Raw genomic sequence first — 12,910 nt, 5'->3', positions numbered from 1 at the left:
GTGGCGGTTGCTATTCAAGTAGTGTGGGCCGCCTCCAGGCGGCCCGGCCAGTCACGGCGCCTTGCAGCCCCGCCCTATCAAATCGTTGGTGGCAGCCCAGTACACCAGGCCTTCATCACCCTTGCTGTGGAACGCCAGCACGCCATCGCTGTACAGCGTACCGGAAGCACCTGGCTCGGCCTTGAGCCGATAGACCTGGTCACCACCGCCCAGACGCACGTCCAGGTTCTGCTGACTGCTGTCGGCAAAGCGCCAGAGCACTTCGGCCTTGCTGTCGCAGACCCAGCGGGTCCAGTTGTCCGCGGGTGTCTCCTTCGGCGTGAAGCTTGCGCATCCACCGAGTACTGCCAAGGCCATCAGGGCCACGACACCTTTCATCCAATATCCTCTAGCAGACCACAAACAGGCCGGTAGGTTGCCATCAACCGATCAAGGGCAACCCTGGGCCCGGCGCTGGTGCTCGTCGTCGTACTTCTCAAGGCCATCCGGGCCGAGTCGCTTGTTGATCACAGGAGCGGTCTCCGCCTGCCATTCCGACTGATAGCAGCCACCTTTCGGCGCACCAGGCTGATCGGCCTCAGGCTCCGGCGTGCTGGAGCAAGCGCCCAGCAAACCGACCAGGACAAACACAGGCAATCGCTTGACCATCAGGTCGCTCCCTTTGCCAGGCGCTGAGCGAATCAGGCCTTGGCCCGTTGTTCCAGTACTTCCACCGCTGGCAGGACCTTGCCCTCGACGAACTCGAGGAACGCGCCGCCACCGGTAGAAATGTAGGAGATTTGCTCGGCAACGCCATATTTGTCGATGGCGGCCAGGGTATCGCCACCACCGGCGATGGAGAACGCGGTGCTTTCAGCGATGGACTGGGCCAGTACCTTGGTGCCGTTTCCGAACTGGTCGAACTCGAACACGCCAACCGGGCCATTCCACAGAATGGTCTTGGACGACTTCAACAGCTCGGCGAAGTTGGCCGCGGTCTGCGGGCCGATGTCGAGGATCATGTCGTCTTCAGCAACGTCGGCAACCAGCTTGACGGTAGCCGCGGCGCTTTCGGCGAATTCCTTGGCAACCACCACATCTACCGGCAGCGGTACATTGACCTTGGCAGCGATGGCCTTGGCAGTGTCGATCAGGTCAGGCTCGTACAACGACTTGCCCACCGGGTGACCGGCAGCGGCCAGGAAGGTGTTGGCGATGCCGCCACCGACGATCAGCAGGTCACAGACCTGGCTCAGGCTGTTGAGTACGTCCAGCTTGGTCGACACCTTGGAGCCGGCAACAATGGCCGCCATCGGCTTGGCCGGGGCTTTGAGCGCCTTGCCCAGGGCGTCCAGTTCGGCGGCCAGCAGCGGGCCTGCAGCGGCAACCTTGGCGAACTTGGCCACGCCGTGGGTCGAACCCTCGGCGCGGTGAGCGGTGCCGAACGCGTCCATCACGAACACGTCGCACAGCGCTGCGTACTTCTGCGCCAGCTCGTCGGCGTTCTTCTTCTCGCCCTTGTTGAAACGCACGTTCTCGAACAACACGAGATCACCGGCCTGGACCTGGACGCCGTCGAGGTAATCGGCAACCAGGGGTACTTCACGGCCCAGGGCCTTGCTCAGGTAATCGGCTACCGGCTTGAGGCTGTTCTCGGCCGAGAACTCGCCTTCGGTCGGACGGCCCAGGTGCGAGCAGACCATCACGGCCGCGCCCTTTTCCAGGGCCAGCTTGATGGTCGGCAGCGAAGCGAGGATACGCGCATCGCTGGCAACCACACCGTCCTTCACAGGCACGTTGAGGTCTTCGCGGATCAGTACGCGCTTACCTTGCAGATCGAGGTCGGTCATCTTCAACACGGTCATGAATGCGGTCCTTCAGGGCTGTTTACTAGTGGAGCGGGTTTGATTGACGACGTGCAGATAATGTTCGGCAACGTCGAGCATACGGTTGGCAAAACCCCATTCGTTGTCGAACCAGGCCAGCAGATTGACCAGCCGGGGGCCGGAAACGCGGGTCTGGCTGGCATCGACAATGGCCGAATGTGGGTCATGGTTGAAATCACAACTGGCGTGCGGCAGCTCGGTGTAGGCCAGGAGCCCCTTCAGCGGGCCGCTCAGGGCAGCATCGCGCAGCACCTGGTTGACCTCTGCCGCAGTGGTATCACGGGCGGTCTGCAGGGTGATGTCCAGGCACGATACGTTGACGGTCGGCACGCGTACGGCTTTGGCCTGAATTCGCCCGGCAAGTTCCGGCAGCAGCCGTTCGATGCCGCGCGCAAGCCCGGTGGATACCGGAATCACCGACTGGAACGCCGAGCGGGTGCGGCGCAGGTCTTCATGGTGATAGGCGTCGATCACCGGCTGGTCGTTCATCGCCGAGTGGATCGTGGTAATCGACACGTATTCAAGGCCAAACGCCTGGTCCAGTACCCGCAGCAGCGGCACGCCGCAGTTGGTGGTACAGGAGGCGTTGGAAACCAGCAATTCACTGCCATCGAGGCAGTCCTGGTTGATGCCATAGACGACCGTCGCATCGACGTCCGCCTCGCTGGCCATGGGCTGGGAAAACAGCACCCGCGGCGCGCCGGCTTCGAGAAAACGCTGGCCATCGGCACGGGTGTTGTAGGCACCGGAGCATTCCAGTACCAGGTCGACATCCAGCGCCGCCCAGTCGATCCCTTCCGGGGTGGCACTGCGTAAAACCTTCACGCAGTCGCCATTGATATGCAGACAATCGCCGTCGACCTTCACCTCGCCGGGAAAACGCCCGTGGGTGGAGTCGAAGCGTGTCAGGTATTCGATGCTGGCCTGATCGGCCAGGTCGTTCAGTGCAACGATCTCGAAGCCCGCCTTCGCCCCCCGTTCAAAGAGTGCGCGCAAGACGCAACGACCAATACGGCCGTAGCCGTTGAGTGCAACTTTGTAAGGACGCGTTTGGGGCATGGGATGCTCACGGAACAGAAGCGTTATCTGCAATCGCGGGGCAAGCCCGCCCCTACATTCCTGTAGGAGCGGGCTTGCCCCGCGATGAATCCGATTCTATCGAATCAGTCTTCCAACAGCTCTTCAGCGGTACCCAGGATGTTTTCCAGGGTGAAACCGAACTCCTCGAACAAGGCGGCCGCAGGGGCCGACTCGCCGTAGGTGGTCATGCCGATCACGCGGCCTTCGAGGCCGACGTACTTGTACCAGAAGTCGGCATGGGCCGCTTCGATAGCGATACGTGCACCGACCTGCAACGGCAGGACCGACTGCTTGTAGGCAGCATCCTGGGCATCGAAGACGCTGGTGCAGGGCATCGACACCACGCGGACCTTGCGGCCCTGTTCGGTCAGCTTGTCGAAGGCCTGAACGGCCAGGCCGACTTCGGAGCCGGTGGCGATCAGAATCAGCTCAGGCTCGCCTGCGCAGTCTTTCAACACGTAGCCGCCACGGCTGATATCGGCGATCTGGCCAGCATCACGGGTTTGGTGCTGCAGGTTCTGACGCGAGAAGATCAGCGCCGAAGGGCCGTCCTTGCGCTCCAGTGCGTGCTTCCACGACACCGCCGATTCAACGGCGTCGGCTGGGCGCCAGGTGTCCAGGTTCGGGGTGCTGCGCAGGCTGGTCAGCTGCTCGATCGGCTGGTGAGTCGGGCCGTCTTCGCCCAGACCGATGGAGTCGTGGGTGTAGACGTGGATCACGCGCTGCTTCATCAGGGCCGACATGCGCACGGCGTTGCGGGCGTACTCCATGAACATCAGGAAGGTCGCGCCGTAAGGCACCAGGCCGCCGTGCAGGGCAACGCCGTTCATGATTGCGGTCATGCCGAACTCACGCACGCCGTAGAACATGTAGTTGCCGCTGGCATCTTCGGCGCTGACGCCCTTGCAGCCTTTCCACAGGGTCAGGTTGGAACCGGCCAGGTCAGCCGAACCGCCCAGGAATTCCGGCAGCAGAGGACCGAAAGCGTTCAGGGTGTTCTGGCTGGCTTTACGGCTGGCGATGGTTTCGCCTTTGGCCGCGACTTCAGCGATGTAGGCAGCAGCCTTCTCGGAGAAGTCAGCCGGCAGCTCGCCACTCAGGCGACGCTTGAGCTCGCTGGCCAGTTCAGGGAAGGCGGCAGCGTAGGCATCGAAACGCTGATTCCACTCGGCTTCAGCGGCCTTGCCGGCTTCCTTGGCGTCCCACTCGGCGTAGATGTCAGCCGGGATTTCAAACGGGCCGTGGTTCCAGTTCAGCTCTTTGCGGGCCAGGGCGATTTCGTCGTTGCCCAGCGGAGCACCGTGGCAATCTTCCTTGCCCTGCTTGTTCGGCGAGCCGAAACCGATGATGGTCTTGCAGCAGATCAGGGTCGGCTGCTCGCTCTTGCGAGCGGTCTCGATGGCGGTCTTGATTTCGTCGGCGTCATGGCCGTCGACATTGCGGATCACCTGCCAGTTGTAGGCCTCGAAACGCTTTGGCGTGTCGTCGGTGAACCAGCCTTCGACTTCGCCGTCGATGGAGATGCCGTTGTCATCGTAGAAGGCGATCAGCTTGCCCAGGCCCAGGGTACCGGCCAGGGAAGCGACTTCGTGGGAGATACCTTCCATCATGCAGCCATCACCCAGGAACACATAGGTGTGGTGATCGACGACGTTGTGGCCTTCGCGGTTGAACTGGGCACCCAGGACTTTTTCAGCGATGGCAAAGCCCACGGCGTTGGCCAGGCCCTGGCCGAGCGGACCGGTGGTGGTCTCGACGCCTGGGGTGTAACCGAGTTCCGGGTGGCCCGGGGTGCGGCTGTGCAGCTGGCGGAAGGCCTTCAGGTCGTCGATCGACAGGTCGTAGCCGGTCAGGTGCAGCAGCGAGTAGATCAGCATCGAGCCGTGGCCGTTGGACAGCACGAAGCGGTCGCGGTCGGCGAAATCAGGGTTGCTCGGGCTGTGCTTCAGGTAGTCGCGCCAAAGAACTTCGGCGATATCCGCCATGCCCATAGGGGCACCGGGGTGACCGCTGTTGGCCTTCTGCACGGCATCCATGCTGAGTGCTCGAATGGCGTTGGCACGTTCACGACGGCTGGGCATCGCTTATCTCCTGGGGGGTTGAATAAGTTACGAAACGAAAAAAGGCGGCTATTTTCGCCTAGGCATGTGTCCGGGGGCAATGACGGATGGTCGATGCGGCATGATTTTCCTGTGTTTGCGTACAGATTCAGGCAATAGCCCGGTCAAACAGCGGAATCGGTCGAGTCTGCTGCGACGAATTGCCCCGCCCATCGCTCAATATCAAAACTTTTTGATATTGAGCTTGCGACGCAGGGGCACCCTGACTAGACTGCCGCCCATGAATCTTCGTTTGCCGTCAATCCGCCCTGAGCAAAGCGACGAGCTGGCCGCCCTGTGCAAGGCCAGTGGCGATCCGCTGCGCCTGAACGTCTTGCGCGCGCTGGCTAACGATTCGTTCGGGGTACTGGAACTGGCGCAGATTTTCGCCATCGGCCAGTCCGGGATGAGCCACCACCTCAAGGTGCTATCCCAGGCTGCACTGGTGGCGACGCGTCGCGAAGGCAACGCGATCTTTTATCGCCGTGCCCTGCCCGATGCCCTGCGCCTGGGCGGCAAGCTGCATGCGGCCTTGCTTGAAGAAGTCGATGGCCTGGCGTTGCCGGACGATGTCCAGGCGCGGATCGGCCAGGTCCAGCAACGGCGTGCGGCCACCAGCCAGGACTTTTTCCAGCGCGTCGAAGAAAAATTCCGTGCCCAGCAGGACCTGATCGCCGGACTGCCCCAGTACCGCGAAAGCCTGTTGGCGCTGCTCGATAACTTGAGCTTTGAAGCCGACGCTGGCGCCCTTGAAGTGGGCCCTGGCGATGGTGAATTTCTTCCAGAGCTGGCCCGGCGCTTTACCCGGGTCACGGCACTGGACAACAGCCCGACCATGCTCGAACTGGCCCGCCAGGTCTGTGAGCGAGAAGGTCTGGCCAATGTGAACCTGCAGTTGGCCGATGCACTCAGTGCAACGGATGTGGACGCCGACTGCGTAGTGCTGAACATGGTCCTGCACCATTTCAGCGCCCCGGCCGAAGCCCTGCGGCAGCTGGCCAACCGTGTGAAGCCAGGCGGAAGCCTGTTGGTAACAGAGTTGTGCAGCCACGACCAGAGCTGGGCCAGAGAGGCTTGCGGCGATATCTGGCTGGGCTTCGAGCAGGACGACCTGGCCCGTTGGGCCAGCGCTGCGGGACTGGCTCCCGGGGACAGCCTCTATGTGGGCTTACGTAATGGTTTCCAGATCCAGGTCCGCCATTTTCAGCGACCGGCTGGCGACACTCACCATCGGTAAATTTTAGGAACCCGTCGAGATGAGCGAATACTCCCTTTTCACCTCCGAGTCCGTATCTGAAGGGCATCCGGACAAAATCGCCGACCAGATTTCGGATGCTGTGCTGGACGCCATCATCACCCAGGACAAATTCGCCCGTGTCGCCTGCGAAACCCTGGTTAAAACCGGTGTAGCGATCATCGCTGGCGAAGTGACCACCTCGGCCTGGGTAGACCTGGAAGAGATCGTGCGTAAAGTCATCGTCGACATCGGCTACAACAGCTCCGACGTCGGCTTTGACGGCGCCACCTGCGCCGTAATGAACATCATCGGCAAGCAGTCGGTAGACATTGCCCAGGGCGTTGACCGCAGCAAGCCGGAAGACCAGGGCGCTGGCGACCAGGGCCTGATGTTCGGCTATGCCAGCAACGAAACCGACGTGCTGATGCCTGCGCCAATCTGCTTCTCGCACCGCCTGGTCGAGCGCCAGGCCGAAGCACGCAAGTCCGGCCTGCTGCCGTGGCTGCGCCCGGATGCCAAGTCCCAGGTGACCTGCCGCTACGAAGGCGGCAAGGTCGTCGGCATCGACGCCGTGGTCCTGTCGACCCAGCACAACCCTGAAGTCTCGCAGAAAGACCTCCAGGAAGCGGTGATGGAGCTGATCGTCAAGCACACCCTGCCGGCCGAACTGCTGCACAAAGACACCCAGTTCCACATCAACCCGACCGGCCAGTTCATCATCGGCGGCCCGGTGGGCGACTGCGGCCTGACCGGTCGCAAGATCATCGTCGACAGCTACGGCGGCATGGCCCGTCACGGCGGCGGCGCGTTCTCCGGCAAGGACCCGTCCAAGGTTGACCGCTCGGCAGCCTACGCCGGTCGTTACGTGGCCAAGAACATCGTTGCCGCCGGTCTTGCCGAGCGCTGCGAGATCCAGGTGTCTTACGCCATCGGCGTGGCCCAGCCTACCTCCATCTCGCTGAACACCTTCGGCACCGGCAAGATCGCCGACGACAAGATCATCCAGCTGGTGCGTGAGTGCTTCGACCTGCGTCCGTACGCCATCACCACCATGCTCGACCTGCTGCACCCGATGTACCAGGAAACCGCTGCCTACGGCCACTTCGGTCGCACCCCGCAGCAGAAGACTGTCGGCGACGATACCTTCACCACTTTCACCTGGGAACGCACCGACCGCGTCGACGCCCTGCGCGCCGCTGCCGGCCTGTAAACCCCAGGCAATACAAAGCCCCTGCCGGGTCACCGGCCGGGGCTTTTTTGTGCCTGTTGCAGGCAGCGGCCTGCCCCGCGAGTTCCCTACACACCCCCTAACAATGCTCTGCCCTCTACGGCCCGAAGCCATCCTAGTCTGTGAGTTCACCTCGCAGAGCAAGGATGCTCGCCATGTTCCACAAACTGCTGCTCACGCTACTGCTGCTGCCCTGGCTCACCTGCGCGCACGCCCAGACGTGCCCCCAATGGCCCGCCGCTCAGGCACAGGCCGAGATCCACAACCTGCAACAAACCCTCACCCACTGGGATGACCACTACCATCGCCAAGGCGTATCGCTGGTAGCAGACGAACTCTACGATCAGAGCCGCACCCGGCTCGCACACTGGCGCTCATGCTTCCCGGCGACCAGTGCGGTCGCCGACAACCCGCTGAAGACTGCCACCGGCCCGATTCCCCACCCCATTGCCCACACAGGCCTGGCGAAACTGCCCGACGAGCAGGCAGTCGCGTCCTGGATGCAGGACAAGCACGACCTTTGGATTCAACCCAAGGTCGACGGAGTTGCCGTCACCCTGGTCTATCAGGCAGGCCAACTGGTGTCCTTGATCAGCCGCGGCGATGGTCGCGACGGGCACGACTGGAGCCGTCACATCCCGGTGCTCAGTGCCGTCAATCGTCAACTGCCGCGCCCCCTGGACCTGGTCCTTCAAGGCGAACTCTATTGGCGCCTGGACGCCCATGTTCAGGCCGACACCGGTAGCCGCAATGCCCGCGGCAAGGTTGCGGGGCTACTTGCACGCAAACAGCTCGACGAACAACAAGGCGCAGCCATCGGCCTGTTTGTCTGGGCCTGGCCCCAGGGCCCCGCGAGCCAGCAACAGCGACTTGCCGGGTTGAGCGACCTGGGCTTCACCGACACAGAGCGCTACAGCGTGCCCATCCAGGATCTGGACGAAGCATCACGATGGCGAGAGCACTGGTACCGCGCCCCACTTCCGTTCGCCAGCGACGGTGTTGTGCTGCGCCAGGGCCAGCGCCCGGACGGCACGCGCTGGCGAGCCCGCGAGCCGTACTGGATCGCTGCCTGGAAATATCCCTTTGCCCAGGCTCTGGCCGAGGTTCGGGCAGTGCAGTTCAACATCGGCCGGACCGGCCGCATCACACCGGTCCTGCAAATCAAACCGGTGCAACTGGATGATCGACAGATCCGCCAGGTGAGCGCCGGGTCCTTCCAGCATTGGCAACAACTGGATATCCGCCCGGGTGACCAGATAGCGATCAGCCTGGCGGGGCTGACCATTCCGCGCCTCGATCAGGTTGTACACCGCAGCGTGGAGCGCCCGGCCATCGAAGTGCCCGACCCCGCCGACCACCACGCGCTCAGTTGCTGGCAACCCAGTGACACCTGCCGCGGGCAGTTCATCGCACGCCTGAATTGGCTGAGTGGCAAACAGGGATTGGCCATGAAAGGCGTGGGGCCCGGGACCTGGGCCCGCCTGGTCGACAGCGGCCTGGTCCAGAGCCTGACGGACTGGCTGAACATCACGGATGACGACCTCCAGCACGTGCCTGGCCTGGCCGAACGCAGTCGCCAGCAACTTCTTTTTACATTTCAGCAAACCCGCCAAAAACCCTTTGATCGCTGGCTGCGGGCCCTGGGCATTCCAGCCCCCAGCGCCCTTGCATTCAAGGCCCCCTGGGAAGAGCTTGCCCGGCGCGACGCGGCACAGTGGCTGGCAGAACCCGGCATCGGGCGTGGACGTAGCGCCCAGCTGCTGGCGTTTTTCGGTTCACCCGACGTACAAATGATGGCCGAACAATTGCACCGACATGCAATCGAGGGTTTCTAAATTTCACGGATCAGGGCAGCATCATGAATTCTGCTGTCCCGCCTCACACGGAGCCCCTATGAAACTGCTATCACCTCTCGCCCTGTTCACTGTCTGTGGTTTGCTCGCCTCACCGCTGCTGGCTGCCGAAGAACAACCAGGGTTGACCGGTTGCGCAGCCAAGCGTCAGGCCATCAGCGAACAAATCGAACAGGCTCGCGCCCATGGCAACAAAGACCAGCAGGCCGGCCTGGAAAAAGCCTTGAGCGAAGTGACCGAGCACTGCACCGATGCCGGTCTGCGCAAGGAGCGCGAGCAAAAAGTGCTCGACGCCCGCCATGAAGTGACCCAGCGCACCAAGGACCTGGACAAGGCCATGAAAAAAGGTGACGCCGAGAAGATCAACAAGCGCAAGGACAAGCTCGCCGAGTCCAAGAAAGAGCTGCAACAAGCACTGGATGAACTCGAGAAGTAAGACACACCTCATCGCGGGGCAAGCCCGCTCCTACCGGTAGGAGCGGGCTTGCCCCGCGATGGCGTTTTCAATGATTGCGAAACTCGGTATGACAGGCTTTGCACGCCGCCTCGACCTTGTTCATCGGCGCCGTCAGCTGCGCGGCCTGCAACGGCTGGGTACGTGTCACCGCCACCAGCTCGGCAGTGCTGGCTTCCATTTGTCGGGCCAGCTCCTGGAAACGCGCCTGTTGCTGCCAGACCTCAGGACGGGCGCTGCTCTCGTCTTCTTCGCGCACTTGCGGGAAGTGCTTCCACGGCTCACGGCCCAAGGCATCGAGCTTGACCGCGCCGTCGGCGAACTTCTGCCCGTCGAACGCCAGGCGCCCACGCAGCATGCCGCCCAGGTCTTCACTGGTCTTGAGCATTTGCTTGAAGATGGTTTTACGCTGACCCAGCGGCGAATTGGGATCAACACCGCCACAGGCGGTCAGAGTGAGGCAGGCCAGCAGCACAACAGAGAGTCGCTTGAGCATCATGGTAATTTCGGCTCACAGAAAAAGGCGGCCAGTATCCTCGTCTCGCCAGCAAAGACCAATACCCTTATTAACTCTACGGGTTGCCAGGGCCACTGAAGCCCAGGCAATCCGCCAAGGAACGCTGTACATGAAATCTCACCTGCGCCCTCTGGTTCTGACGCTTTCGGCACTCGCCCTGCTCGCTGGCTGCAACGGCGGCGGCCCGGAAAAGCCCAAGCCCCACGCCGTCGCCACCTATGTGAGCCAGACCTGGAAAGACCTGCCCCAGGTCAGCGACCGTGACCTGCTGGCCGGCTTTGAAGCCTGGCGCAGCGCCTGCGAACGCCTCAAGCGCGATGCCATCTGGGCCAGCACCTGTGCAGCGGCCGCCACCGTGCCCGCCGACAGTGGCCAGGTACGCAGCTTTCTTCAGGGCCAGCTGGATGTCTACAGCATGCGTTCGGGCGAAAACAGCGCCAACGGCCTGATCACCGGCTACTACGAGCCGGTCTATCCCGGCAGCCTGACCCAGACCGACACAGCCCATGTGCCGGTCTACGGCGTGCCCGACGACATGATCGTGGTGGCCCTGGACAGCGTCTATCCCGAGCTCAAGGGCAAACGCCTGCGTGGCCGCATCGAGGGTCGCACCCTCAAGCCCTACGACACCGCCGAGGTGATCAACCAGCAAGGCGTGCCAGCGCCGGTACTGGCCTGGCTGACCGACCCCATGGACCTGCAGTTCCTGCAGATCCAGGGCTCCGGGCGGATTCAACTGGAGAACGGTCGCCAGTTGCGCGTTGGTTATGCCGACCAGAATGGCCACCCCTACCGCCCGATCGGGCGCTGGCTGGTCGAACAGGGGCAGTTGAAAAAAGAAGAAGTGAGCATGGGCGCCATTCATGGCTGGGCGCAGGCCAACCCGACACGCGTCCCGGAACTGTTGGCGAGCAACCCCAGCTACGTGTTCTTCAGCACCCGCCCGGACAGCAACGAAGGCCCGCGAGGTTCGCTCAACGTGCCATTGACCGCAGGGTACAGCGTGGCCATCGACCGCAAGGTCATTCCCCTGGGCAGCCTGCTGTGGCTCTCCACCACTCGTCCCGATGGCGCCCCGGTGGTTCGCCCGGTCGCCGCCCAGGACACAGGCGGTGCAATCACCGGCGAAGTGCGGGCAGACCTGTTCTGGGGGACCGGTGCAGAAGCGGGTGAACTGGCAGGGAACATGAAGCAGCAGGGTCAGATCTGGTTGCTTTGGCCCAAGGGAGCAGCGCTGCCTGAGGTGCCGAAGGTACTGTGACGAGCCAATCGCGGGGCAAGCCCGCTCCTACCGCAGGAGCGGGCTTGCCCCGCGAACAATTCAAACGGATACAACAAAGAACGACACGATCAACGCCACCCCGGCAAACCACACCAGCGAACGCAACGCTGCCCAATCGGCCAGGTAGCAGATGATGTAGAGCAGGCGGCTGGTGATGTACACCACCGCCAGCACGTCCTGGGTCACCTGCTCGGCATTGCCGACGATGTCGGCGATGATCACCGCGGCGGCAAAGGCCGGGAACGCCTCGAAACTGTTCAGTTGCGCCGCATGGGCGCGACGCGGCAAACCTTCAAGCGTCTCCTGGAAGGCCCGCGGGTCGTGGTTCTGGCGCAGGTTGAAGCGCCCGCTGCTGAGCTTGGCGATGCTGGTACACAGGATCGGCAGAAACAACGCAATCAATACACACCAGAAAGCAACGGTCATGGCTAAGTCCTTGTCGGTTGGAACATCAAAGTTTCATGATCAGCATGCCGATCAGCACCAGGGCACAGGCTAAGAGCCTGGGACCGCCAAAAGGTTCTTTGAGGTAGCGCATCCCGAACAGCACCACCAGAATCACACTGACCTCTCGCAATGCCGCCGCCTCGGCCACCGACCCCAACTGCATGGCCCAGAGCACCAGGGCATAGCTGAGCAGCACGCAGACACCCACGGCCAGCCCCAGCCGCCATTGCAGTCGCCAGAACAGCACGAAGGGCGCCCGCCGAGCGACACCGGCGAGTAACGGGAAGGGCCAGGCACTGAGCAGCGTCAACCACACAAGATAGTCCAGCGGTTGCGACCAGAGCCGAATCGCCTGGCCGTCGAACCAGGTGTAGCAACCAATGCACAAGCCGATCAGGGCCACCACCGGCAACATCGACCAGGGCAGGCGATCGCCTCCGCCGCCCTGCCAGAGCAGGCAGGCCATGCCACAAGGGATCAGCAGAATGCCCAGGATCTGCTGATTGCTCAGCGTCTCCCCGGCGAAGGTCAACGTCAGCGCCAGCACCACCAGCGGCGACAGGCCACGCATCAGGGGATAGACCAGCCCAAGATCGCCGACCCGGTAGGCCTGGATCAGCAGAAATCGATATAGCTGCTCGAACAAGGCCGAAGCCAATAGCCAAGGCCAGACTTCAGCCGGAGGAACCTGCACGAAGGCAACCATCACCACAGCGAACACCAGTGCCACGGCATCCATGCTGGCGATCACCAGCAGGCGTTCGCCGCTGAATTTGATCAGGGTGTTCCAGGTTGCATGCAGCAAGGCAGCAACCAATACCAGAGAAGTGGCTAACACGCGTAGGTCC

General features: G+C 62.6%; 13 protein-coding genes. 5 read left to right on the top strand and 8 right to left on the bottom strand.

Annotated features, from left to right (window positions below; translation table 11 throughout):
* Window positions 1-51: 51 nt before the first annotated feature.
* The 5 genes from U9R80_RS01990 to tkt all read right to left on the bottom strand — a co-directional run bounded on the left by U9R80_RS01990 (window position 52) and on the right by tkt (window position 5,026).
* The gene (locus U9R80_RS01990) at window positions 52-378 is read right to left on the bottom strand and encodes an MliC family protein (protein WP_301838356.1); all 327 of its coding nucleotides are present in this window, start codon (window positions 376-378) and stop codon (window positions 52-54) included.
* 51 nt (window positions 379-429) lie between these two features.
* The gene (locus U9R80_RS01985; protein ID WP_301838357.1) at window positions 430-648 is read right to left on the bottom strand and encodes a hypothetical protein; all 219 of its coding nucleotides are present in this window, start codon (window positions 646-648) and stop codon (window positions 430-432) included.
* Between the two features lie 32 nt (window positions 649-680).
* Complete coding sequence (locus U9R80_RS01980) at window positions 681-1,844, bottom strand: phosphoglycerate kinase (RefSeq protein ID WP_301838358.1); 1,164 nt, start codon at window positions 1,842-1,844, stop codon at window positions 681-683.
* 12 nt (window positions 1,845-1,856) lie between these two features.
* Complete coding sequence (gene epd, locus U9R80_RS01975; protein ID WP_301838360.1) at window positions 1,857-2,924, bottom strand: erythrose-4-phosphate dehydrogenase; 1,068 nt, start codon at window positions 2,922-2,924, stop codon at window positions 1,857-1,859.
* Between the two features lie 104 nt (window positions 2,925-3,028).
* A complete protein-coding gene (tkt, locus tag U9R80_RS01970) occupies window positions 3,029-5,026 on the bottom strand; it encodes a transketolase (protein WP_301838361.1) in 1,998 nt (665 codons plus the stop codon).
* 259 nt (window positions 5,027-5,285) lie between these two features.
* Here tkt and U9R80_RS01965 point away from each other — a divergent pair, with 259 nt between their 5' ends.
* The 4 genes from U9R80_RS01965 (at window position 5,286) to U9R80_RS01950 (ending at window position 9,798) form a co-directional block, all read left to right on the top strand.
* A complete protein-coding gene (locus U9R80_RS01965) occupies window positions 5,286-6,281 on the top strand; it encodes an ArsR/SmtB family transcription factor (RefSeq protein WP_301838362.1) in 996 nt (331 codons plus the stop codon).
* A 19-nt stretch (window positions 6,282-6,300) separates the two neighbouring features.
* Window positions 6,301-7,491 (top strand): methionine adenosyltransferase, encoded by a 1,191-nt coding sequence (gene metK, locus U9R80_RS01960; RefSeq protein ID WP_301838363.1) that lies wholly within the window; start codon window positions 6,301-6,303, stop codon window positions 7,489-7,491.
* A gap of 173 nt (window positions 7,492-7,664) precedes the next feature.
* Window positions 7,665-9,344, top strand: a complete 1,680-nt coding sequence (gene ligB, locus U9R80_RS01955) for an NAD-dependent DNA ligase LigB (RefSeq protein ID WP_301838364.1) — start codon at window positions 7,665-7,667, stop codon at window positions 9,342-9,344.
* A 58-nt stretch (window positions 9,345-9,402) separates the two neighbouring features.
* A complete protein-coding gene (locus U9R80_RS01950; RefSeq protein WP_301838366.1) occupies window positions 9,403-9,798 on the top strand; it encodes a DUF1090 domain-containing protein in 396 nt (131 codons plus the stop codon).
* 67 nt (window positions 9,799-9,865) lie between these two features.
* Here the strand turns inward: U9R80_RS01950 and U9R80_RS01945 are convergent, their stop codons facing one another.
* Window positions 9,866-10,315 (bottom strand): c-type cytochrome, encoded by a 450-nt coding sequence (locus U9R80_RS01945; RefSeq protein ID WP_301838367.1) that lies wholly within the window; start codon window positions 10,313-10,315, stop codon window positions 9,866-9,868.
* Between the two features lie 127 nt (window positions 10,316-10,442).
* Here U9R80_RS01945 and mltA point away from each other — a divergent pair, with 127 nt between their 5' ends.
* The gene (gene mltA / locus U9R80_RS01940; RefSeq protein ID WP_301838369.1) at window positions 10,443-11,594 is read left to right on the top strand and encodes a murein transglycosylase A; all 1,152 of its coding nucleotides are present in this window, start codon (window positions 10,443-10,445) and stop codon (window positions 11,592-11,594) included.
* A 60-nt stretch (window positions 11,595-11,654) separates the two neighbouring features.
* Here mltA and U9R80_RS01935 read toward each other — a convergent pair whose 3' ends face one another.
* The gene (locus tag U9R80_RS01935; RefSeq protein WP_301838371.1) at window positions 11,655-12,041 is read right to left on the bottom strand and encodes an MAPEG family protein; all 387 of its coding nucleotides are present in this window, start codon (window positions 12,039-12,041) and stop codon (window positions 11,655-11,657) included.
* Between the two features lie 25 nt (window positions 12,042-12,066).
* Complete coding sequence (locus U9R80_RS01930) at window positions 12,067-12,900, bottom strand: EamA family transporter (protein WP_301838373.1); 834 nt, start codon at window positions 12,898-12,900, stop codon at window positions 12,067-12,069.
* Window positions 12,901-12,910 lie beyond the last annotated feature (10 nt).

Source organism: Pseudomonas sp. JQ170C, assembly GCF_035581345.1.
Lineage (GTDB): Bacteria > Pseudomonadota > Gammaproteobacteria > Pseudomonadales > Pseudomonadaceae > Aquipseudomonas.
Note: the sequence above shows the minus strand (reverse complement) of the source record. Positions and strands in the feature narration are given on the sequence as shown.